This window comes from Pseudomonas sp. NFXW11 (genome assembly GCF_049887815.1).
Taxonomy (GTDB): Bacteria; Pseudomonadota; Gammaproteobacteria; order Pseudomonadales; family Pseudomonadaceae; genus Aquipseudomonas.
Genome location: NZ_JAGEKI010000024.1, coordinates 1 through 22,882 on the forward strand (window position 1 = coordinate 1; position 22,882 = coordinate 22,882).

Here is a 22,882-nt window from a genome sequence, read left to right on the forward strand (position 1 = left end):
GGAAGGGATAAACAATCGAATAAAGGTCATCAAACGGATGGCGTACGGTTACCGGGATAGCGAATTCTTTTTTATGAAGATCAAGAGCGTCTTTCCCGGTAATCCGTGAAGAACCAAAAAAAAGCGCTGCCATCCTGGCAGCGCTTTTTACAATCCGTTGTCTTTCTATCCTTTCACCACATCCCACAAAGCGTGCAGTTCGGCCTCGCTGAGCAACCCAGCGGGGTAACGTTCAATGATGATCCGGCGCGGATCAGGTTCCCTGATCTGACGCGTTCCATTGGACTTCAACCATTGCACCAGAACCCGCAGCGACTCGTTGCTCATTGCCAAGGGATGCGATGCCCGCTCGCTGACCCTATTCATTGCAGCGCTCTCTCCTGGTTCCTGAGCGACCTAACTTATCCAAGGTTTATGACAGAACAACAAAGTTCTCCATGTCTCAGAATCACCGCTGGGCAGATACAAGAGCTATGCCAACGTGGGATACGCGCCGACATACGGCCATAAAAAAGCCCGCAACCTGTCTAGGCTGCGGGCCTTGTGCAAACCGGCGAAATTCCCGCGGTTCGAACTACGTCAAACATCCGACCATTTTTGTTACATCGGCACTCAAACCCGTCGCCCGGCAGGTTGTTGCTGGGTAAGGCAATGGATGTTGCCGCCCCCCAGTAACAGTTCGCGCCCCGGCACCATCACCACTTCATGCTCGGGGAACAGCTGCTGCAGAATCGCCTTGGCCGGTTCATCCATGGGGTCGTCGAAACTCGGGGCGATGATCCCGCCATTGACGATCAGGAAGTTCACGTAGGAACCCGCCAGGCGCACCGATGGATTGCGCTCCTGACTGCCTTGCACCGCGTCGACGCCGGCACATTCTTCCTCGGTGGCATACAGCGGGCCGGGGATTGGCATCTTGTGCACCTTGAAGGCACGGCCCTTGGCGTCGAGGGTGGTTTCCAGCACCTGCATGGCTGCCCGGCAGCGAGGGAAATTGGGGTCCTGGGGATCGTCGGTCCAGGCCAGCAGCACTTCGCCCGGGCGCACGTAGCAGCAGAAGTTATCCACATGGCCGTCGGTTTCGTCGTTGTACAGGCCGTCCGGCAGCCAGACGATCTGCTGCACCGACAGTTGCTCACGCAGCACCGCCTCGATCTGTTCGCGAGTCAGGTGCGGGTTGCGGTTGTGGTTGAGCAGGCATTCCTCGGTGGTGATCAGGGTGCCTTCGCCATCGACGTGGATCGAGCCGCCTTCGAGCACGAAACCCTCGGTGCGGTACTCCTGGCAACGCTCGATTTCCAGCACCTTGCTGGCCACCTGTTCGTCACGGTTCCACGGCGCATACAAGCCGCCCTCGAAACCGCCCCAGGCATTGAAGCCCCAGTGCACGCCGCGTACTTCGCCGCTGTCGTTGATCACGAAGGTCGGACCGGTGTCGCGCACCCAGGCATCGTCGCTGGACATTTCCACGATGCGGATATTGGGTACATCCAGGCGCGCCCGGGCATTTTCATACTGGGCGGCGGACACCGCCACGGTCACCGGTTCGAAGCGCGCGATGGCCTTGGCCACCGCGGCATGGGCGGCTTGGGCCGGCTTGCCGCCCAGGCGCCAGTTGTCCGGACGCTCGGGCCAGATCATCCAGGCCTGGGTCTGGGTCGCCCACTCGGCCGGCATGTAGAAACCGTCGGCGCGCGGCGTGCTGTGCAAAATACTCATGTGTTCAGGACTCCAGGGAACCGTCGAGGGTTTTCAGCGCGCCATAGAGGTTCGGACGACGGTCACGGAAACTGCCCCAGGCGCTGCGGATGTGCTCGAGCTCGTCGAGGTCGAAGCTGTGCACAAGGATACCTTCTTCGCTTTGGTTGAGCTCTTGAACCTTCTCGCCGAACTGATTGGCGATAAACGACGAGCCGTAGAAGGTGATGTCGTAGCCGTCCTGCTCTTCGTTGCCGATGCGGTTGCTGGCGATCAGCGGCATCAGGTTGGCGCCGGCATGGCCCTGCTGCACACGCTGCCAGTGATCACGGGAGGAGATGCTCGCATCGTGAGGCTCGCTGCCAATGGCGGTGGGGTAGAACAGCAGCTCCGCGCCCTGCAACGCCATGCTGCGGGCACATTCGGGGAACCACTGGTCCCAGCAGATGCCCACGCCGATCTTGGCGTAGCGGGTGTTCCACACCTTGAAGCCGGTATCGCCCGGGTTGAAGTAGTACTTCTCGTGGTAGCCGGGGCCGTCCGGAATATGGCTTTTACGATAAATCCCCAGGTTGCTGCCGTCGGCATCGATGATGGCGATGCTGTTGAAACGCGCGCGGTTGGAGCGCTCGTAGAAGCTGATGGGCAACACCACCTGCAGCTCCCGGGCGACCTTCTGGAAATGCGCGATGGCGGCATTGCCATCCACCGAGGTGGCCAATTGCAGATAGTCCGGATTGGGCTTCTGGCAGAAGTACGGCGCCTCGAACAGCTCCTGGATCAGGATGATCTGCGCGCCCTTGGCGGCGGCTTCGCGGACCAGCCTTTCGGCACGTTCAAGGTTGGCCTCAAGGTCCCAGGAACAGGCCATCTGGGTAGCGGCGACGGTAACGATACGGCTCATGGAACAACTCCCGGACATGGATACGGTCGATGACAATGGCCACTTTATATCCGATAAATATCGGCTTTAGAAGCGAATAATATGCACTGAACAATAAATATTCGACTTAAAGCCGATAACAATCGAATTAATGATCAATGCAATCGCCGGCAAGCCGGCTCCTACAATGCCCTGTAGGAACCGGCTTGCCGGCGCAAGGGAGGAGATGCCTAGAGCTCTTCGCCCAGCACCCTGGACAGCATGTCGACGAAGAAATCCACGTTCTGCCGGGTGGTGACCATCGGCGGCTTGATCTTGAGAATGTTCAGGTAGTCGCCGGTGGGCTGCATGAAGATTCCCAGCTCCCGCAGGCGATTGCACAGCAGCGCGGTTTCCTCGGTGGCCGGCTCCAGGGTCTGGTGATCACGGATCAGTTCCAGGCCCAGGTAGAACCCGGAACCGTGCACCGCGCCCACCAGTGGATGCAGTGCCTTGAGCCCCTCCAGGCGCTGCCGGAAGTGCTCGCCCACCACCCGGGCATTTTCCCAGAGCCCCTCTTGCTGCATCACCTCCAGCACCGCGATGCCGATGCGGCAACTGACCGGGCTGCCGCCGGACGACGAGAAGAAGTAGCCCTCAGCCTCCAGCGCCTCGGCGATCTCGCGCCGGGTGATCACCGCGCCCAGGGGTTGGCCGTTGCCCATGCCCTTGGCCATGGTGATGATGTCCGGCACCACGCCCTGTTCTTCGAAGCCCCAGAAAAACTCGCCCATGCGCCCGTAACCCACCTGGACCTCATCGGCGATGCACACCCCGCCACGGGCCCGTACCCGCTCATAGACCTCCTTCAGGTAACCCGGTGGCAGGGAGATGCCCCCGGCGTTGCCATATACCGGCTCGCAGATGAACCCGGCCAGCTGGCGGCCCTGCTCATCCAGCTGGTGCAACTGCTGGTCGACGCTCTGCAGGTATTGCGCGGTGCTGTGGGGCCCGCGGAATTCGCCTCGATAGGTGTTGGGCGCGGTCACCGGGTGCACCCAGTCCGGGCGGCTGGTGAGCGCCTGGGGGTTGTCGGCAATGGAGGTGGACACCGCATCGGCCGCCACCGACCAGCCGTGATAGGCCTCCAGCACGCTGAGCATGTCGCGCCCGCCGCTGTAGGCCCAGGCCAGGCGGATTGCCAGATCGTTGGCCTCGGTGCCGCTGTTGACCAGAAACACCCGGTCCATGGAGTCCGGCGCCAGGGCCAGCAAGCGCTCGGAGAACTCGGTGACCGCCGCATAGTGGAAACGCGAGTTGGTATTGAGCAGCGACCACTGCCGCGCCGCCTCGGCGGCCATGCGTGGATGACCGTGGCCGAGCACCGCAACGTTGTTGAGCATGTCCAGGTAGGAACGCCCCTGCATATCGATCAGATGATTGCGCCAGCCACGCTCGATCCGCGGCGGATCGACGTAGTAGTGCTTCTGCGTGCGGGCAAAACTGGCGTCGCGCCGCTGCAAGAGGGCCTGGGCATCCACTTCCGGCTCGGCATCGCAGGCCAGCCCCAGCAAGGCCGCCGGAGACGGGCACAAGGCCTGCCAGGCCGCGGCCCGGGAAGCGCTGCAAAACAGCGGAGGATCGAGCTGCGCCACACGGCACAGTTGCACCTGCAGCCGGCCATCAGCAGCCACCGCCCCCAGCACCTGGCCCTTGACCAGGGCGGCCCCGGGCTGCAGCGAGGGTTCGACGCCCCACAGGTGCAGGCTCAGTGCCGGGCCATCCAGACGCAGCAGGCCGCTGGCACCACGCTGCAGCACACCGGCGAACGGCGCCTCCAGTGTCGTCCCCGTCGGCACCTGCAATTGCACGTGCAGTGGGCAGGTCTCGGGTTCCAGGGCACTGTCGGGACGCGTACGGGACAGGCGGTACTGGCCATAGCGACTGGCGGCCAGGCCATGGGCGGCGCCGGCCTCGGCCAGCAGGCGATCATCGATTCCCGGTTGCTCCCAGTTGCCAGCCTCGAAATGCGCACTGAGCACCCCCAGGTCGATCAGGGCGAACTCGCGGCCCACCAGGCTCGGCAGCAGGGGCGCGAAACCCGTACTGTCGATGGCCGGCAACGACTCCCCGACGGCGCTGAGAATGGCCGCTTCCATCAACTCGAAGGGCACCGAGCTGGCGACCCGGAAGATCTCCCACTCGTGCGCAAGGTTGGCCCGCGAATAGTCATTGCCCGGATCGATGCCGACCTGCTGCTCGCCACTGAGCACCAGCACCACGGCCCGGGCCACGATCAAGGGCCAGAGTGCCAGCAGCTCGGCCCGCTGCAGCGGATTGACCTGATGGTAGGCCTGGATCGCCGGCAGGATGCGCAGCGGATCGCCCTCGGCGTGATGCAACAGCGCGGCGCAGGTGACCGACAGGTCGGTGATGCGCCAGGTGCGGACCAGGTCGCCGAAATCTATCACCCCCTGCAACTGCCAGTGGCAGGCGGCATCGCGCTGCCAGACCACATTGTCGTCGGTGATGTCCATGTGGATGGCCTGCACTGGCAATTGCCCAAGCAGCGGTTGCAGGCGCCGCTCGGCACGCTCGGCGCTGTCGGCGAGCAGGGCGCGTTGCTGCGGGTCCTGGATGACCGGCAACAGATGCCGAATCAGGGCCTGGGCGTGCCGGGCATCCCATTGCAGGGTGCGCTCGAGCCCCGGATGGTCGAAGTCTGCCAGGGCCCGGTCCATTTCTGCGCACAACCGCCCCAGGCCCGCCACCAGCTCAACACCCAGATGCGGCAGGTGGGTCAGGGAACGGCCGTCGATATAGTCCAGCAGGCGTACGTGCAGCGCTTGCCCGGCAATCTCCAGGGACAGCAGGTCGGCGCCGTTGCTGGCCGGGATGACCCTGGGTACCCGCAATTCGGGATGCTGCTGCAGATGCCCCAGGCCGGCATGCTGCGCCTGCAACTCCAGGGTCGAGTAGTCGCCTCGGCAGATCTTCAGGACAAACCGGCCCTGGGGGCTGTCGACACGGAAGTTGAGGTCCTGCTGGCTACCCAGGGAATGCAGGCTGCCCTGCAGGCCGTAGTGGCTTTGCAGCAGTTCCTGCGCCTGCTGGGCGGTGACTTGCGGGCTGGGCAGACTGGCGCGGTGGATCAAGGTGGCGAGCAACATACAACGACCCCTGGAATTGTTATAGGGCGCCTATATCGCCATCCTCCAAAGCAATGCGCAACTGCAAGGTAGTCGAGACAAGACCCTGGTCTGCGATAAACTTCGGTTTGCAGAATATCCGACAGCTTGTAGTCGAACCCACTGCTTATGCCTATTGCACCAGGGGCTTGTTGCCGACAAGCTATGCTGCATTTTTACGGTAAATGACCGTTTTCAAGGACACAGGCCACCTCACATGCGCATTCTCGTTACTGGCGGAGCCGGTTTTATCGGCTCGGCCCTGGTCCGCCATCTGATCCAGAACACGGAACACGAAGTACTCAACCTGGACAAGCTGACCTACGCCGGCAACCTGGAATCGCTGCACAGCATCGCCAGCAACAGCCGCTACGAATTCGTCAAGGCCGATATCGTCGACCAGGCCACGGTCAGTGCTGTACTGGCGCGGTTCCAGCCCCATGCCATCATGCATCTGGCAGCGGAATCCCATGTCGATCGCTCCATCGATGGGCCATCGGACTTTATCCAGACCAATATCGTCGGCACCTACAGCCTGCTGGAAGCCACCCGCGCCTACTGGCACAAACTACCGGAGGCGGAGAAGGCGGCGTTCCGTTTCCACCATATCTCCACCGACGAGGTCTACGGCGACCTGCATGGCGTCGACGACCTGTTCACCGAAACCACACCCTATGCCCCCAGCTCGCCCTACTCCGCCAGCAAGGCGGCATCCGACCATCTGGTCCGCGCCTGGCAACGCACCTACGGCCTGCCGGTGCTGATCACCAACTGCTCTAACAACTACGGCCCGTTCCACTTCCCCGAGAAGCTGATCCCGTTGGTGATCCTCAATGCCCTGGCGGGCAAGCCGTTGCCGGTCTATGGCAATGGCCTGCAAGTGCGCGACTGGCTGTATGTCGAGGATCACGCCCGGGCCCTGTTCAAGGTGGTGACAGAAGGCAAGGTCGGCGAGACCTACAACATCGGCGGCCACAACGAGCAGAAGAATATCGATGTAGTGCGCGGCATCTGCAGCCTGCTGGAAGAGCTGGCTCCGGAAAAACCCCAGGGCGTGGCGCATTACGCTGACCTGATCACCTTCGTCCAGGACCGCCCCGGCCACGACCTGCGCTATGCCATCGATGCCGGCAAGATCGAGCGTGAGCTGGGCTGGGTACCGGAAGAAACCTTCACCACTGGCCTGCGCAAGACCGTGCAGTGGTACATGGAAAACCTCGAGTGGTGCCGCCGCGTACAGGACGGCAGCTACCAGGGCCAACGCCTGGGTTCCACCGACATCAAGGATCTGATTGCATGATTAAAGGCATTGTTCTGGCGGGCGGCTCCGGCACCCGCCTGCACCCCATCACCCTCGGCGTATCCAAGCAACTGCTGCCGATCTACGACAAACCGATGATCTACTACCCGATCTCGGTGCTGATGCTGGCCGGAATCCAGGACATCCTGATCATCTCCACTCCCCATGACCTGCCGCAGTACCGCAACCTGCTGGGTGACGGCAGCCAGTTCGGGGTGCGCTTCAACTACGCCGAGCAGCCGTCGCCGGATGGCCTGGCCCAGGCCTTCCTGATTGGCGAGGCGTTCATCGGCAACGACCCGGTGTGCCTGATCCTCGGCGACAACATCTTCCACGGTCAGTACTTTGGCGAACAGTTGCGCAAGGCCGCCAAGCGCAATTCCGGGGCCACGGTGTTCGGCTACTGGGTCAAGGACCCGGAACGCTTCGGAGTCATCGACTTCGACCACGAAGGCCGGGCGCTGTCCATCGAGGAAAAGCCCAAGAAGCCGAAGTCAAGCTATGCCGTCACCGGCCTGTACTTCTATGACAACGACGTGGTGCAGATCGCCAAGGCGGTCAAGCCTTCGCCTCGCGGCGAGCTGGAGATCACCGACGTCAACAATGTCTATCTCAAGCGTGGCGACCTGCAAGTGGAACGCTTCGGCCGCGGCTTCGCCTGGCTCGATACCGGCACCCACGACAGCCTGCTGGAAGCCTCACAGTATGTGCAGACCATCGAGCACCGCCAGGGCCTGAAAGTCGCTTGCCTGGAAGAGATCGCCTACGAGAACAACTGGATCAGCCGTGAGCACCTGCTTGAGCGCGCGGCCTACTTCGGCAAGACCGGCTATGGCCAGTACCTTTTCACCCTGGCCGGAGAGCCTGCATGAATGTCATCCAGACGAACCTTCCAGGTGTGCTGATCATCGAACCCAAGGTATTCGGCGACGAGCGCGGGTTTTTCTACGAGAGTTTCAATGCCAAGGCATTCGAAGAAGCCACTGGCCTGAACAAGCAGTTCGTCCAGGACAATCACTCGCGCTCAGCCAAGAACGTTCTACGTGGCCTGCATTATCAGATCGAACACGCTCAAGGAAAGCTAGTGCGGGTGATTGCCGGCGAGGTGCTGGATGTGGCTGTGGATATCCGTCGTGGGTCTCCCAGCTTCGGCCAGTGGGCCAGCGTCCGCCTGTCTGCTGCCAATAACCGCCAATTTTGGATTCCCGAGGGCTTTGCCCACGGTTTCGTGGTGCTTAGCGATTTCGCCGAATTTCTCTATAAAACCACCGATTACTACACGCCGTCCGCGGAGCGCTGTATCCGCTGGGACGATCCGACCCTGGCGATCGATTGGCAACTGGAAGGGACGCCAACGCTTTCCGCCAAGGACCAGAATGGCAAGAGCCTGAACGAGGCCGACCTGTTCCCATGAACCCGCCCTTGAAAATCCTGATCAACGGCCAGCACGGCCAACTCTCCCGCGAGCTGCGACAGCGCCTTGGCGACCTCGGCGAGCTTGTGGTCCTGGGTCGCGACCAGCTGGACCTGAGCCATCCGGAACAGATCCGCCAGCAGGTGCGCAGCCTGCGCCCGGGCCTGATCATCAACGCCGCCGCGCACACCGCCGTCGATCAAGCCGAAAGCGAGCCGGAACTGGCGTTCGCGATCAATGCCGTCGCCCCCGGGATCCTCGCTCAGGAAGCAGCGACCCTGGGCGTACCGCTGATCCACTACTCCACCGACTACGTCTTCGATGGCCGCAAGGACGGGCCCTACGTGGAGGATGACGAGCCCAACCCGCTGAGCGTCTATGGCCAGAGCAAGCTGGCCGGGGAACGGGCGATCAACCTGGTCCAGGGGCAGCACCTGATCCTGCGCACCAGCTGGGTCTACTCCAGCCATGGCAAGAACTTCCTGCTGACCATGCAACGCCTGCTGCAGGAAAAACCGGAGCTGCGGGTGGTGGCCGACCAGATCGGCGCCCCGACCTGGGCCGGCACCATCGCCATCAGCACCCGGGCGCTGATCCAGCGCTGGCTGGCCGGCAACCCCGGCGCCTGGGGTTCCTACCACCTCACGGCCCAGGGCGAGACCTCCTGGTTCGGCTTTGCCCAGGCCATCGGCGAACAGCTGCTGGCACTGGACAAACCGTGCGCGGTGCTGGAAGCCATCCCCTCCAGCGCCTACCCGACGCCGGCACCGCGGCCACTGAATTCGCGCCTCGACTGCAGCCGCCTGGCGCGCGAGTGGGGCGTGACCCAAGCCGAGTGGCACAGCGCATTGCGCGAGTGTCTTGCCGAGCAGGGCTAGGCATAATGCGCCTGTATCCACAGGCGCTTTTTCCATGACCACAGCCCTTCCCCGTCGTCCCCGCTGGCGCAGCCTGGCCTTGCTGGCCCTGTGCCTGGCGCCGCTGCTGTGGCCACTGGAACACCTGGCCGAGCGCTACTACCGCAACGAACTGACCAGCCAGAACCGCCAGACCCTCGACCTCTACGTGGCCAACCTGCTGGGCACCTTGCACCGCTATGAAGTGCTGCCACAGATCCTCGGCGACCTGCCGGCCCTGCGCGCGGTGTTGGGCGCGCCGGACGACGGCGTGACCCAGGGCAACGCCAACCGCCTGCTGAAGAACATCAGCGCCCAGAGCGGCGCCGAGGTCATGTACCTAATGGACACCAGCGGCAACACCCTGGCGGCCTCCAACTGGGACAAGCACGACAGTTTCGTCGGCCGCAACTTCGCCTTCCGCCCCTACTTCAGCGAAGCCATGGCCGGGCGCCTGGGACGCTTCTTCGGCCTGGGCACCACCTCGGCCAAGCGCGGCTATTTCTTCGCCGCCGCAGTCCGCGATGGCGAGCGCATCCTCGGCGTACTGGTGGTCAAGGTCGACCTGGACCACACCGAAAGCCTGTGGGGCAAGACCCCGGAACAGCTGCTGATGACCGACCACAACGGCGTGGTGATCCTCACCTCACGCCCGGAATGGCGCTTTCGCGCGACCCGGCCGCTGAGCGCCGAGGAGCGCCAGGCGATAGTCGCCATCCAGCCCTACCCGACCCGCGACCCTCGCCCGCTGAACCTCAACCCCGATGCCTGGCTGACCCAGACCCAGCAGATCGAGGAAACCGGCTGGAACGTCAGCATCCTCGCCCCGCGCACCCTGATCGACCGCCCGGTGCGTACCGTGGTGGCGGTGGGCGCCGCCACGCTGCTGGTGCTGATGCTGCTGCTCGGGCTGATGATGCAGCGCCGCCGTCACTACCTGGAGCGAATCGCCTTCGAGGCCAAGGCCCGGCAAGAACTGGAGCGCCGCGTGGCCGAACGCACCAGCGACCTGGAGAGCCTCAACCGACGCCTGAAACAGGAAGTGCTGGAGCGCGAGACCGCCCAGCAGGAACTGGTGCGCGCCCAGGACGACCTGGTCCAGGCCGGCAAGCTCTCGGCCCTGGGCACCATGTCGGCAAGCATCAGCCACGAGCTCAACCAGCCCCTGGCGGCGATCCGCAGCTATGCGGAAAACGCCGAGGTGCTGCTGGACCACCAACGCACCGATGACGCCCGCGGCAACCTCAAGCTAATCAGCGAGCTGACCGGCCGCATGGCCTCGATCATCGCCCACCTGCGGGCCTTCGCCCGGCGCGATCACCACGCCCCGGAAAGCGTCGCCCTGCAACCGGCCCTGGACGATGCCCTGGCGCTGCTGGCCAAGCGCCGACGGGCCATGGAAGTGGAACTGATCCGCGACCTGCCGGCTGCCACCCTGTGGGTCCAGGCCGGGGAAACCCGCCTGCGCCAGGTGCTGGGCAACCTCTTGGCCAACGCCCTGGATGCCCTGACCGAAAAGGGCCCGCCGCGCAAACTCTGGCTGAGTGCCGAATCCACTGCCAGCGGCGTCAACCTGTACATCCGCGATAACGGCCCGGGCTTCTGCATGGAAGCCCTGGGCCGCGCCGGAGAGCCGTTCTACACCACCAAGACACGCACCCAGGGCCTGGGCCTGGGCCTGGCGATTTGCGACACCCTGATGCGTGCCTTCGGCGGTGAGCTGTCGTTCGCCAACCATCGCGAAGGCGGCGCGCTGATCACCCTGCGTCTGCGCGCCGGGGCGCCCGGGGTCAACCTGCAGCCCTCCGAGGATCGCGGCGTATGAGGTACGTAGGCAGCCTGCTAGCCATCACAACCGGTGCGGCAGCGCCGACCATACCCTCTCTGGAAAGTGACCGATGAGCCGTCCCGATACCCTCGACCCGCAGTTGCAAGTGGTGCTGATCGATGACGACCCGCACCTGCGCCAGGCCCTGAGCCAGACCCTGGACCTGGCCGGGCTCAAGGTGTTGTCCCTGGCCGAGGCCCAGGGCCTGGCGCCGCGCCTGGAGCGGGACTGGCCCGGGGTGGTGGTCAGCGATATCCGCATGCCCGGCATCGACGGCCTGGAACTGCTCGAGCAGTTGCACGCCCAGGACCCGGAACTGCCGGTGTTGCTGATCACCGGCCACGGCGACGTGCCCCTGGCGGTGCAGGCCATGCGTGCCGGCGCCTATGACTTCCTGGAAAAGCCCTTCGCCAGTGATGCCCTGCTGGACAGCGTGCGTCGCGCCCTGGACTGGCGGCGCCTGGTGCTGGACAACCGCAGCCTGCGCCTGGCCTTGAGCGACCGCCAGGAACTCAGTGCCCGGCTGGTGGGCCAGTCGGCGCCGATGCTGCGCCTGCGCCAGCAGATCGGCGCCCTGGCCGCGACCCGCGCCGATGTGCTGATTCTTGGTGAAACCGGTGCCGGCAAGGAGGTGGTGGCCCGTGCCCTGCACGACCTGTCACCGCGACGCAACGGGCCGTTCGTGGCGATCAATGCCGGGGCCCTGGCGGAGTCGGTGGTGGAAAGCGAGCTGTTCGGCCACGAGCCAGGGGCCTTCACCGGCGCGCAGAAACGCCGCATCGGCAAGTTCGAATTCGCCAATGGCGGCACCTTGTTCCTCGATGAAATCGAGAGCATGAGCCTGGATGTGCAGGTCAAGCTGCTGCGCCTGCTGCAGGAGCGGGTGGTGGAGCGCCTGGGGGGCAACCAGCAGATCCCGCTGGATATCCGCATCATCGCCGCCACCAAGGAAGACCTGCGCCAAGCCGCCGACCAGGGACGCTTTCGCGCCGACCTCTACTACCGCTTGAACGTTGCACCGCTGCGCATTCCACCGCTGCGCGAGCGCGGCGAGGATGCGCTGATGCTGTTCCAGCACTTCGCCGACGAGGCCGCCACGCGCCATGGCCTGCCGCCCCAGGAACTGCAGCCCGGGCACCGTGCATTGCTGTTGCGTCACGACTGGCCGGGCAACGTGCGCGAACTGCAGAATGCCGCCGAGCGCTTCGCCCTGGGCCTGGAACTGGCCCTGGACCACAACCACCCCGAGCAGGTCGCCACTAACGCCCCGAGCCTGATCGTCGGCGGCTTGAGCGAACAGGTGGAGCACTTCGAAAAGTCGCTGATCGCCGCCGAACTGGCGCAGCCTCACAGCTCCATGCGCAGCCTCGCCGAAGCCCTGGGCATTCCCCGCAAGACCCTGCACGACAAGCTGCGCAAGCATGGTTTGAGTTTTGCCGACGGCGGCGCCAGCCACCCCGGCGATGAGTCCGAATAAGCCGCACCCGTGATCCCCTGACCCTTGAGGCCCGTGCATGAACCGCGACAGTCGATACCTGGAATCCATCCTCCATCACGACATCCCCCTGACCCGGGACATGGGCCTGAAGGTAGTCGACTGGCAGGCGCAGCAACTGCGCCTGCAACTGCCCCTGGAGGCCAACGTCAACCACAAGAGCACCATGTTCGGCGGCAGCCTGTATTGCGGTGCGGTGCTGGCCGGCTGGGGCTGGCTGCACCTGCGGCTCAAGGAGGAGGGGATCGATGACGGGCATATCGTCATCCAGGAAGGCCAGATCAGCTATCCGCTGCCGGTCACCGGCGATGCCGTGGCGATCTGCGCGGCGCCTGATGACAAGGTCTGGAAGAAATTCCTGTCGATGTACCAGCGCTACGGCCGTGCTCGCCTGACCTTGCACACCCGGGTGGTGAACGCCGGCAGCGACGAGGACGCCGTGCGCTTCGCCGGCCAGTACGTGCTGCACCGCTAGAAGCCAGCCCCCTGTAGGCGCTGGCCGGGCGATCAGCCGCGGGCCAGCTCCAGCAGCTTGCCGCGCCACGGCGCCTTGGCCGGCAACGCCAGGAAGAAGCCATTGAGCAACGACTCCCGCGGCGGGTAGCAGAACGCCGCGCCCATCAGGTCCAGCACTTCGCCACCCGCCCCTTCGAGCACACCCTGGGCCGCCGCCGTGTCCCACTGGGACGTGGGCGCCAAGCGTGGATAGCAATCCGCTGCACCTTCGGCCAGCAGGCAGAACTTCAGCGAACTGCCGATATTGGCCAGTTGCAGCTCACCCAGGGCCGCGCTCAAGCCACTGAGCAAATGCTCCTGCTCCGGGCTCGAATGTCGGCGGCTGGCCACCACGGTGAATGCTTCACCGGCACTCGGCTGCTCGCGCACGCGGATCGCCTGCGGCGCTTGTCCCGGGTCTTGGCGCCAGGCGCCAAGGCCGGCACCGCCGAGGTAGCAACGGCCATTGGTCGGCATCGACACCACGCCGAACACCACCCGCCCCTGCTCGATCAGAGCGATATTGACGGTGAACTCTTCACTGCCGGAAATGAATTCCTTGGTGCCATCCAGCGGGTCCACCAGCCACCAGCGCTGCCAGGCGGCGCGAGTGGCCTGGGGGATGTCGGCGTCCTCTTCGGAGAGCACCGGGATGCTCGGGTCCAGTGCCTTCAGGCCAGCCACGATCAAATGGTGCGCAGCCAGGTCGGCGGCAGTCACCGGCGAGGCGTCGGCCTTGTGCTCGACTGCCACTTCAGCACGCCAGAACGGCAGGATCGCCTCTCCGGCGCGCAACGCCAGCTCGACCACCGGAGCCAGCAAGGGATGGGGAAAATTCATCGATACGGTGCTCATGCAGGAAAGACTCCACGCTGGCTCAGCAGGTCGCGGGTCAGGTACAGCGCGGCCAAGGCTCGGCCTTCGCTGAATTGAGGGTTTTGCGCCAGGCTGGAAAGGTCCCGCAGGTTGACCTTGTCGACCCGCATCGGCTCGGGCTCGTCGCCCTCCAGGCGCTCTTCATACAGATCGCTGGCCAGCACCACCTGGATCTTCTGGCTCATGTAGCCCGGTGACAGCGACAGCTCGGTCAAGTGCTCCAGCTGCCGGGCGCCGAACCCGGCCTCTTCCTTGAGCTCGCGCTCGGCCGCCGCCAACACGTCCTCGCCCGGCTCGATCAGGCCCTTGGGCAGGGACAGCTCGTAGGCATCGGTGCCACCGCAGTACTCCTCCACCAGCACCGCGTGCTCGGCGTCGAGCATGGCCACCACCATCACCGCGCCGTAACCTGCGCCCTTGCCCACCAGCCGCTCATAGGTGCGCTCCACGCCATTGGCGAACCGCAACTGCACCTCTTCGACACAGAACAGACGACTGGTGGCGACGATCTCGCGGGCGAGTACGGTGGGTTTCTGGCGCATAGCGGGCTCCTTGGCGATGGCGGGTTACTATACAGCCTGTTGGCCGGCGACTGGGTTGCAGATTAGTGCTGCACGGGCCCAGTCGCCGGCCTATTGTTTACTGCGTGTGACCGCTCTGTTCAGGGCGGTTCTACTGCCGCTGGAGAAGTGTTCAATGGCCCTGCTGCCCTGGCGCGATATCGATACCGTCCTGTTGGATATGGACGGCACCCTGCTGGACCTGCACTACGACAACCATTTCTGGCTGGAGCACCTGCCCCAGCGCTACGCCGAGCTGCACGGCGTCAGCCGGGCCATGGCCGAGCTGGAACTGCAACCCTTGTTCGAGCGTAACGCCGGTCGGTTGCAGTGGTATTGCCTGGATTTCTGGAGCGCCGAGCTGAAGCTGCCGGTGCGCGAGCTGAAGCTCGAAACCGCGCACCTGATCGCCCTGCGCCCGGATGCCGACACCTTTCTTGCGGCCATCAAACAGGCCGGCAAGCGGGTGATCCTGATCACCAACGCGCACCGTGATTCCCTGTCATTGAAGCTGGAGCGGATCGAACTGGCGCCCTACTTCGAACGCCTGATCAGCTCCCACGACTACGGCTTTCCCAAGGAGAGCCCGCAGTTCTGGGATGCGCTGCAAGCCGATATCCGCTTCGACCCGGCCCGCAGCCTGTTTATCGACGACACCCTGCCGATCCTGCGCAGTGCGCGGGATTTTGGCGTGGGGCAATTGCTGGCGGTGAGCCAGCCCGATAGCCGCAAAGGGCCGAAGGACACGGCGGAGTTCGCGGCGGTGGGGGATTACCGGAAGTTGCTTGAAGGGCTGTGAAGCCTTTCGCGGGCAAGCCCGCTCCTACGAGGTTGTGTAGGAGCGGGCTGGCCCGCGAAGAGCACCGCTCATTCAGGAATACGCAGCACCTGGCCCGGGTAGATCTTGTCCGGGTGCGACAGCAGCGGCTTGTTGGCCTCGAAGATCTTGTTGTACTTGTTGGCGTCGCCGTACTGCACCTTGGCGATGGCGCTCAGGGTGTCGCCCTTCTTCACCGTGACGAATACCGCCGAGACCACCACCGGGCCGCTGACGCTGATCTGGTCCTCGACGCTGCCGACTCCGGCGATATTGCCCAGGGCCAGGAGGATCTTTTCCTTCTCTTCCTGTGTCGCCACTTCCCCCGTGACTATGACCTTGTCACCTTCGACCCTGGCCTGGACATTGGGGTTGCCCAAGCCGACCTTGGCGATGTGTTCCTTGAGCTGCTCGCTGGCATTGGCATTGCCCGGGGTCAGCAGGTCGATCAGTTTTTCACCGGCTTCTTTCACAAAGCTGAAAATACTCATGTCGCACACTCCTTGGTTGTTGGGTCCGGACGCGAAAGACTAGACCAGTCCCGCCGAATGAGGTTCCCCCGTGACCCAAGGCCGGGCCAGCGCGGTAGAATCCCGGCCTTTTGCCACCCGGGAGCGACGATGGACATCAAGCAGCTGAAATTCCTCGTCGCCCTGGATGAAACCCGCCACTTCGGCCAGGCCGCCGCCCGCTGCCACATCACCCAGCCGACCCTGTCCATGCGCCTGCGCAATCTCGAGGAAGAGCTCGAACTGCCGCTGGTCAATCGCGGCCAGCGCTTCGAGGGTTTTACCGCGCCCGGGGAACGGGTGCTGGCCTGGGCCCGCAGCGTGCTCACCGCCTACGACGGCCTGCTGGCCGAAGCCGCCGCCTGCCGCGGCAACCTGGCCGGCACCCTGCGCCTGGGGGTGGTGCCACTGTCGAACTTCGACCCCTCACCGCTGCTGCAACGCCTGCATGCCGAGCACCCGAACCTACGCTTCGAGCTGTGCGCCCTGAGTTCGGAGCAGATCCTCGAGCAACTGGCGAGCAATCGCCTGGACCTGGGGGTGTCCTACCTGGAGCGCCTGGACAGTGAACACTTCGATTCCCTGCCCCTGGAGGCAACCCATATGGGCCTGCTCTATGACCAGCGGCATTTCAGCTTCGGCGAGCAGCCATTGAGCTGGGAAGCACTGACCGAACTGCCCCTGGGCCTGCTCACCAGCGGCATGCATTTTCGCCAGTCCATCGACCATCACTTCCATATTCGCGGGCTGCAACCGCAGCCGCTGTTGCAGACCGATGCCGTGCATCAGCTGGTGCAGTTGGTCCACGGTGGCCTGTGCTGCGCGGTGCTGCCCCTGGACAGCGGCCTGGAGGTGCTGACCGAGCACCTGCGCCTGCAACCCATCAGCGATGCCCAGACCCTGGCCCGCCTGGGCCTGATCATGCGCCGCAGCGCGCCGCGCTCGGCCCTGGCGCAAGCCTGCTTCGCCCTCTACCAGGAATTTCTCGGCAAGCCCTGATCGACGCCATCTATCAATAGATCAGTACTAGCAATTAGACGCGACAGATTGCCGCGCTTAGGCTTGGGCCCCAATGTGCCACTGGCCCCTCAAGGGCACCGCCAGCCCCGCCATCCCTGCAACCGCGCTCGACGCCAGCCCGCCCCACAGCAACCTTGAGCGTGCATTAGCGGATGGCCACAGCCTGGCCGTGTTCCGGCCGCGCCCGCTCCGCCTCAACTTGCCCACCTGCCGCACAACTGTGCGCCGCGGGCCCACAGCCCCGCGATGGAGAATCCCCTGTGAGTACACACCACCAAGCCGATCAGAAACCCGTGGCCCGCTACAAGCCCTACAAGGGTCCGGCCGGTGGCTGGGGAGCCCTGATCAGCGTGGCCCAGGCCTGGCTGACCAGCGACAACGCGCTGAAGAACATCCGCATGATGCTCAAGACCAACCAGAACGGCGGCTTCGACTGCCCGGGCTGCGCCTGGGGCGACTCGCCGGAAAGCGGCATGGTCAAATTCTGCGAGAACGGCGCCAAAGCAGTGAACTGGGAGGCCACCAAGCGCCGGGTGGACGCGGCCTTCTTCGCCAAGCACAGCGTCACCTCGCTGCTGGAGCAGAGCGACTACTGGCTTGAATACCAGGGCCGGCTGACCGAGCCCATGAGCTACAACGCCGACACCGACCGCTACCAGCCCATCAGCTGGGAAAACGCCTTCAGCCTGATCGCCAAGCACCTGCACAACCTGCCCAGCCCGGACATGGCCGAGTTCTACACCTCGGGCCGGGCCAGCAACGAGGCGGCCTACCTGTACCAGCTGTTCGTGCGCGCCTACGGCACCAACAATTTCCCCGACTGCTCGAACATGTGCCACGAGGCCAGCGGCGTGGCCCTGGCGCAAAGCGTCGGGGTCGGTAAGGGCACCGTGACCTTCGATGACTTCGAACACGCCGACGCAATCTTCGTCTGGGGCCAGAACCCCGGCACCAACCACCCGCGGATGCTCGAACCCCTGCGCGAAGCGGTGAAGCGCGGCGCCCAGGTGGTGTGCGTCAACCCACTGAAAGAGCGCGGCCTGGAACGTTTCCAGCACCCGCAGAGCCCCATCGAGATGCTCACCAACGGCAATCGCCCGACCAACACCGCCTACTTCCGCCCGGCCCTGGGCGGCGACATGGCGCTGCTGCGGGGCATGGCCAAGTTCCTCCTGCAATGGGAACGCGAGGCGCAGAACGCCGGCACCGAATCGGTGTTCGACCACGACTTCCTCAATGCCCACACCGCCCAGGTGCTCGACTACCTGGGCAGCATCGACGACACCCCCTGGGAGCAGATCGTCGAGCAGTCGGGCCTGACCCTGGGGGAGATCGAACAAGCCGCGCGCATGTACACCAAGGGCAAGAACGTGATCATGTGCTGGGCCATGGGCATCACCCAGCATCGCCACTCGGTGGCCACCATCCAGGAAATCGCCAACCTGATGCTGTTGCGCGGCAACCTCGGCCGGCCCGGTGCCGGCCTGTGCCCGGTACGCGGCCACAGTAACGTGCAGGGCGACCGCACCATGGGCATCAACGAGCGGCCGCCGGTGGCCTTCCTCGACGCCCTGGAGCGGCGCTTCCAGTTCAAGGTGCCGCGGGACAACGGTCACAACGTGGTCGAGGCGATCCACGCCATGCTCGATGGCCGCTCCAAGGTCTTCATCGGCCTGGGGGGTAACTTCGCCCAAGCCACCCCGGACAGCCAGCGCACCTTCCAGGCCCTGAGCAACTGCGACCTCACGGTGCAGATCAGCACCAAGCTCAACCGCAGTCACCTGGCCCACGGCAAGGACGCCCTGATCCTGCCGTGCCTGGGCCGCACCGACATCGACCAGCAGGCCGGCGGCCCGCAAGCGGTGACCGTGGAAGACTCGTTCAGCATGGTCCACGCCTCCAATGGCCAGTTGCAGCCGCTGTCGTCGCAGATGCGCTCCGAGCCATGGATTCTCGCCGGTATCGCCGCCGCCACCCTGGGCAGCAAGCCGGTGGACTGGAACTGGCTGGCGGCGGATTACGGGCGCATCCGCGACCTGATCGCCGACACCATTCCCGGTTTCAAGGACTTCAACGAACGGCTCAAGCACCCGGGCGGTTTCTACCTGGGCAACAGCGCTGGCGCCCGGCAGTGGAACACCCCTTCGGGGCGCGCCAACTTCCGCGCCAATCGGCTGCCCAAGGACCTGATCCACGAGCGCACCCGGGCCACCGGCCAACTGCCGGACCTGATCCTGCAGTCGATGCGCTCCCACGACCAGTACAACACCACCATCTATGGCCTCGATGACCGCTACCGCGGGGTCAAGGGCCAGCGCGACGTGCTGTTCGCCAACGAGGCGGACATCATCCGCCTGGGCTTCAAGCCGGGGCAGAAGGCCGATATCGTCTCGCTCTGGGATGATGGCCGCGAGCGCCGGGTCAAGGGCTTCACCCTGCTGGCATTCGATATCCCGGCCGGCCAGGCCGCGGCCTACTATCCGGAAGTGAACCCCCTGGTGCCGCTGGAAAGCACTGGCGACGGCAGCCACACCCCGACCTCGAAGTTCATCGCCATCCGCCTGGAAGCGGCCAGCGACAATGGCCTGATCATGGCCCGCTCGGCCTGACTCCTGGCTTGAGGGCCTCTTCGCTGGCAAGCCAGCTCCTACAGCTAGCACAGGAAGCGTAGGAGCCGGCTTGCCGGCGAACGCCTCCCCACGGGGCTGAATCGCAGGCACAAAAAAGGCCGCTTTTGCAAAAAAGCAGCCGTTCCGAAGTAGCTAAAGACCGGCGAAAAGCAGTTAAGTTCCGCCCTAAAAACAATAAGTTACGCGATTGTGTACAACTCGTGCTATTCGTCGGATTTCGTTTGTAAGCACCCTGCTACAAGCCTCAGGATCGCGCCGTCATCCCTTTGAGGTTCCCCCATGAAGTTCTCCTCGATTCTCTTGTTGTCCCTTGGCCTGGTCAGCGGCTTCGCCTCTGCCGGTGGCACCACTGAAGCAGGTGTGGGCGGCGCATTGGGCGGGGTTCTAGGCTCGGTGGTCGGCCAGCAGCTCGGCGGCAATACCGGTTCGGCCATCGGCGCGGCCCTGGGTGGCGCAGGCGGCAGTGCGGTGGGTGCCGACAAGCGCAGCCGTGGCCAGGCGGCCATTGGTGGCGCCCTGGGTGCGGCCGGCGGCAACGTGGTGGGCCGCAGCATGGGCGGCAACACCGGCAGCCTGATCGGTGCCGCGGCGGGCGGTGGCGCCGGCGGCGCGCTGGGCAACTACATGGGCAATGAAAGCGCCCGGGAAGATCGCGACTACCGTGGCCGCGACGACCGCCGCTACTACCGCGACGGCCATCGTGGCCGTGGCCATGCCTACGGGCATCGCAAGCATCGCCACTGGCGCGACTGATTCAGCCGCTGCCGATCCAGGCGGTCAACCGACCAGCAGGTGCTCCAGGGCCGCTCGCAATGCGGGCGGAATGGGCACCGGCTGGTTCGACCGCCGATCCACGAACACGTGGACAAAACGCCCCGCCGCACAAGCATCCGCTTCCCCCGCCTTGAACACCGCCAACTCGTACTGCACCGAACTGTTGCCCAGCTTGCCGACCCGCAGGCCGATCTCGATACGCTCGGGAAAGGCGATTGAGGCGAAGTAATCGCACGCGGAACTGACCACGAATCCCACCACCTCGCCGTCATGAATATCCAGGCCGCCCTGTTCGATCAGGTAGGTGTTCACCGCCGTGTCGAAGAAGCTGTAGTAGGTGACGTTGTTCACATGACCGTAGACGTCATTGTCGTGCCAGCGCGTGAGGATCGGCTGGAAATGGCGGTAGTCACCGCGTTGCGGCATAAGCTCGGACATCAGGGCGGGTCTCCCATCGATTGCAGGCAAGGCGATCGGTCGATCGCCCAGCATTTCACCGCAGACGGTTAAGCCTGGGCAAGGGCCACGGATATCAGCCTTGGGCCTGGCACCACTGGCGCACCGCGGCGTAGGGGTAGTCTTCCAGGGCACCAAAGCCACGGATGCTGCGGGCCTTGAGCTTGGTGAACAGCGGCACGCTGATTCCGCAGAGAAAACGCGTCAGGCGTTGCGCCTCGGGCACATCGCCCGTGTGCTGCTGGTGCCTGTGGATAAATTCGCCGCACAGTTGATCGAAATTCTTATCCACAAGCGCGGGCAATGCCGGCGGCTCCGGCAAGCGCGCCACCCGGCCCTCGCACACCGAACAATGCCCGCAGGCCTGCGGCACCTGCTGGTCGCCAAAATACTGCGCCAGGCGCTGGCTCAGGCACTGCTCGCTGGCGAACAGATCGAGCATGGCGTGAATCCGTGCGATCTCGCTGCCCTCGTGCCGAGTGAAATAGGCATGCAGCTCGGCACTCAACACCGAGGCGTCGAAGTCGGTCTGCAACAGGCTGTAGACCTCGGTCATCTGCTTGCTTTCCAGCTCCACCCAGCCCTGTTCCTGGAAATAATCCAGGGCCTTGACCACTCGGCTGCGCGGCGCCTGGTACTGCTCGTAAAGCGCCTCGAAGTTCACCGTGGCCCAGGTCCGGGCCCGGCTCGAGGTATGGAGGATGGCGGCCACGAAGTCCCGGCGCTCGCCTTCGAAACGCGCCAGCAGCACCTCGGGCTCCAGCAGCAGCTTGAAGCGGTACTCGGCGAAATAGGCGTAACGCGGCGCGATCAGGCCGCGCAATTCAAGCTGCACCAGCAGGGTCTTGAGCGGCAGTTGGCGAATATTGCTCTGGTCCGCCAGGGGCCCAAGCAGAAACTCCCATTGCCCCTCGGGCGCCGACGCCTGCAATTCCTCCAGCACACAGCGAATGCCGCTCAGTTCCGGAGTGTCGCCGTAGACGAAGTTTTCCAGCACGTTGAGGCTGTCGCGGTTGGCCAGCACCAGGCAGTCCGATGGCTGGCCATCGCGCCCGGCACGACCGACTTCCTGGCTGTAGTTCTCGATGGACTTGGGCAAATCGAAGTGCAGCACATTGCGGATATCGCTCTTGTCGATGCCCATGCCGAAGGCAATGGTGGCGACTATGCAGTGGCTATGCCCTGCCATGAACCGCCGCTGGATCGACTCGCGCTGCTCATGGGGCAGGCCGGCGTGATAAGCCTCGGCGGCGATGCCCTGCTGGCTCAGGTGCTCGGCAACCTGCTCGGCGGTCTTCTGCAGGGTCACGTAGACAATGCTCGGCTGCCCGGCCCGCTCCCCCAGCCACTGCACCAGGCGCCGACGCTTATCGGCGCCACGCACCGGCTCCACCAGCAGCTTGAGGTTGGGTCGGTAGAAGCCGGTGGTGACTACATCCCTCTCCTCGATGGCAAACCTGGCCTGCATATCGGCGATCACTTTGGGGGTTGCGGTGGCCGTCAGCAGCAGCACCTGGGGAATATTGAACTGGCGCTGGTAGTCCGGCAGCTTCAGGTAATCGGGGCGGAAATTGTGGCCCCATTCGGAAATGCAGTGGGCCTCGTCCACCACCAGCAGGGACAGGGGCACCTGCTGCAGGAAGTGACGAAAGCGTTCGTTCTTCAGGCGCTCCACCGAGATCATCAGGATCTTCAGTTCCCCGGAACGGGCACGGGCCATGACCTGGTTGGCTTCATCCCGGCCCTGGGCCGAATCGATGCTGGCCGCGGCAATGCCATGACGCTGGAGAAAGGCCAGCTGGTCTTGCATCAGCGCCAACAGTGGCGACACCACCAGGGTCAGGTGCGGCAACAGCAGCGCCGGCAATTGATAGCACAGCGACTTGCCCGACCCCGTGGGAAAGATCGCCGCCGCCGAGCGCCCGGCCAGCACCGCGCTGATGGCCGCTTCCTGGCCCGGACGGAACTGTGGATAACCGAAGACCTGTTCGAGGGTGCTGTGCATAAGGGTCACTCCTGGGACCGCCGACCTGAGCCTGAAGACTAGCGGGACGGCGCGGCAGT

The 22,882-nt window shown here is 64.4% G+C and carries 21 protein-coding genes; 12 read left to right on the forward strand and 9 right to left on the reverse strand.

The genetic code is table 11. The annotated features are described in order from the left end of the window. Nucleotides 1-109, forward strand: a 109-nt coding sequence (locus J4P02_RS27600) for a transposase (protein WP_163003228.1), incomplete at its 5' end; no start/stop codon positions are given. 56 nt (nucleotides 110-165) lie between these two features. Here the strand turns inward: J4P02_RS27600 and J4P02_RS27605 are convergent. From J4P02_RS27605 to J4P02_RS27620, 4 genes are all read right to left on the reverse strand, one after another. Then, nucleotides 166-366, reverse strand: a complete 201-nt coding sequence (locus tag J4P02_RS27605; protein ID WP_426196367.1) for a hypothetical protein — start codon at nucleotides 364-366, stop codon at nucleotides 166-168. Between the two features lie 246 nt (nucleotides 367-612). After that, the gene (gene aguA / locus J4P02_RS27610) at nucleotides 613-1,719 is read right to left on the reverse strand and encodes an agmatine deiminase (RefSeq protein WP_426196369.1); all 1,107 of its coding nucleotides are present in this window, start codon (nucleotides 1,717-1,719) and stop codon (nucleotides 613-615) included. A 4-nt stretch (nucleotides 1,720-1,723) separates the two neighbouring features. Beyond that, nucleotides 1,724-2,602 carry an N-carbamoylputrescine amidase gene (gene aguB, locus J4P02_RS27615; RefSeq protein WP_426196371.1) on the reverse strand — a complete coding sequence of 293 codons (879 nt, stop codon included), beginning with the start codon at nucleotides 2,600-2,602 and terminating at the stop codon, nucleotides 1,724-1,726. Nucleotides 2,603-2,811: 209 nt separating this feature from the next. After that, a complete protein-coding gene (locus tag J4P02_RS27620; RefSeq protein ID WP_426196373.1) occupies nucleotides 2,812-5,730 on the reverse strand; it encodes an aminotransferase in 2,919 nt (972 codons plus the stop codon). 235 nt (nucleotides 5,731-5,965) lie between these two features. Here J4P02_RS27620 and rfbB point away from each other — a divergent pair, with 235 nt between their 5' ends. The 7 genes from rfbB to J4P02_RS27655 all read left to right on the forward strand — a co-directional run bounded on the left by rfbB (nucleotide 5,966) and on the right by J4P02_RS27655 (nucleotide 13,156). Next, a complete protein-coding gene (rfbB, locus tag J4P02_RS27625) occupies nucleotides 5,966-7,048 on the forward strand; it encodes a dTDP-glucose 4,6-dehydratase (RefSeq protein ID WP_426196375.1) in 1,083 nt (360 codons plus the stop codon). Next, the gene (rfbA, locus tag J4P02_RS27630) at nucleotides 7,045-7,920 is read left to right on the forward strand and encodes a glucose-1-phosphate thymidylyltransferase RfbA (protein WP_426196378.1); all 876 of its coding nucleotides are present in this window, start codon (nucleotides 7,045-7,047) and stop codon (nucleotides 7,918-7,920) included. Before rfbB ends, rfbA begins: the two co-directional genes overlap by 4 nt. Beyond that, the gene (gene rfbC, locus J4P02_RS27635; RefSeq protein WP_426196380.1) at nucleotides 7,917-8,462 is read left to right on the forward strand and encodes a dTDP-4-dehydrorhamnose 3,5-epimerase; all 546 of its coding nucleotides are present in this window, start codon (nucleotides 7,917-7,919) and stop codon (nucleotides 8,460-8,462) included. The genes rfbA and rfbC overlap by 4 nt, the downstream gene beginning before the upstream one ends. Further along, the gene (rfbD, locus tag J4P02_RS27640; protein WP_426196382.1) at nucleotides 8,459-9,340 is read left to right on the forward strand and encodes a dTDP-4-dehydrorhamnose reductase; all 882 of its coding nucleotides are present in this window, start codon (nucleotides 8,459-8,461) and stop codon (nucleotides 9,338-9,340) included. The genes rfbC and rfbD overlap by 4 nt, the downstream gene beginning before the upstream one ends. A 34-nt stretch (nucleotides 9,341-9,374) precedes the next feature. Continuing rightward, nucleotides 9,375-11,183, forward strand: coding sequence for a sensor histidine kinase (locus tag J4P02_RS27645; RefSeq protein ID WP_426196384.1), 1,809 nt, complete (start codon nucleotides 9,375-9,377; stop codon nucleotides 11,181-11,183). 73 nt (nucleotides 11,184-11,256) lie between these two features. Next, the gene (locus J4P02_RS27650; RefSeq protein WP_426196386.1) at nucleotides 11,257-12,663 is read left to right on the forward strand and encodes a sigma-54-dependent transcriptional regulator; all 1,407 of its coding nucleotides are present in this window, start codon (nucleotides 11,257-11,259) and stop codon (nucleotides 12,661-12,663) included. A gap of 37 nt (nucleotides 12,664-12,700) precedes the next feature. Beyond that, nucleotides 12,701-13,156 (forward strand): YiiD C-terminal domain-containing protein, encoded by a 456-nt coding sequence (locus J4P02_RS27655; protein WP_426196389.1) that lies wholly within the window; start codon nucleotides 12,701-12,703, stop codon nucleotides 13,154-13,156. A 32-nt stretch (nucleotides 13,157-13,188) separates the two neighbouring features. On the opposite strand, the gene cysQ is transcribed toward J4P02_RS27655, so the two are convergent. Both cysQ and nudE read right to left on the reverse strand, forming a co-directional pair. Further along, a complete protein-coding gene (gene cysQ / locus J4P02_RS27660) occupies nucleotides 13,189-14,016 on the reverse strand; it encodes a 3'(2'),5'-bisphosphate nucleotidase CysQ (RefSeq protein ID WP_426196516.1) in 828 nt (275 codons plus the stop codon). Between the two features lie 11 nt (nucleotides 14,017-14,027). Further along, on the reverse strand, nucleotides 14,028-14,594 hold the full coding sequence (gene nudE / locus J4P02_RS27665; RefSeq protein ID WP_426196391.1) for an ADP compounds hydrolase NudE: 567 nt from the start codon (nucleotides 14,592-14,594) through the stop codon (nucleotides 14,028-14,030). Nucleotides 14,595-14,748: 154 nt separating this feature from the next. On the opposite strand from nudE, the gene yrfG reads away from it, so the two are divergent. Continuing rightward, nucleotides 14,749-15,411: a GMP/IMP nucleotidase gene (gene yrfG / locus J4P02_RS27670; protein ID WP_426196393.1), complete on the forward strand. Its 663-nt coding sequence runs from the start codon at nucleotides 14,749-14,751 to the stop codon at nucleotides 15,409-15,411. A gap of 68 nt (nucleotides 15,412-15,479) precedes the next feature. Here yrfG and lysM read toward each other — a convergent pair whose 3' ends face one another. Beyond that, nucleotides 15,480-15,920: a peptidoglycan-binding protein LysM gene (gene lysM / locus J4P02_RS27675; protein ID WP_426196395.1), complete on the reverse strand. Its 441-nt coding sequence runs from the start codon at nucleotides 15,918-15,920 to the stop codon at nucleotides 15,480-15,482. Nucleotides 15,921-16,049: 129 nt separating this feature from the next. On the opposite strand from lysM, the gene J4P02_RS27680 reads away from it, so the two are divergent. From J4P02_RS27680 to J4P02_RS27690, 3 genes are all read left to right on the forward strand, one after another. Further along, the gene (locus J4P02_RS27680; protein ID WP_426196397.1) at nucleotides 16,050-16,937 is read left to right on the forward strand and encodes a LysR family transcriptional regulator; all 888 of its coding nucleotides are present in this window, start codon (nucleotides 16,050-16,052) and stop codon (nucleotides 16,935-16,937) included. Between the two features lie 281 nt (nucleotides 16,938-17,218). Next, a complete protein-coding gene (locus J4P02_RS27685; RefSeq protein WP_426196400.1) occupies nucleotides 17,219-19,567 on the forward strand; it encodes an FdhF/YdeP family oxidoreductase in 2,349 nt (782 codons plus the stop codon). Nucleotides 19,568-19,867: 300 nt separating this feature from the next. Further along, nucleotides 19,868-20,341: a YMGG-like glycine zipper-containing protein gene (locus tag J4P02_RS27690; RefSeq protein ID WP_426196402.1), complete on the forward strand. Its 474-nt coding sequence runs from the start codon at nucleotides 19,868-19,870 to the stop codon at nucleotides 20,339-20,341. A gap of 24 nt (nucleotides 20,342-20,365) precedes the next feature. Here J4P02_RS27690 and J4P02_RS27695 read toward each other — a convergent pair whose 3' ends face one another. Then, on the reverse strand, nucleotides 20,366-20,800 hold the full coding sequence (locus tag J4P02_RS27695; RefSeq protein ID WP_426196404.1) for an acyl-CoA thioesterase: 435 nt from the start codon (nucleotides 20,798-20,800) through the stop codon (nucleotides 20,366-20,368). A 94-nt stretch (nucleotides 20,801-20,894) separates the two neighbouring features. Further along, complete coding sequence (locus J4P02_RS27700; protein WP_426196407.1) at nucleotides 20,895-22,823, reverse strand: RecQ family ATP-dependent DNA helicase; 1,929 nt, start codon at nucleotides 22,821-22,823, stop codon at nucleotides 20,895-20,897. Nucleotides 22,824-22,882: the final 59 nt, after the last annotated feature.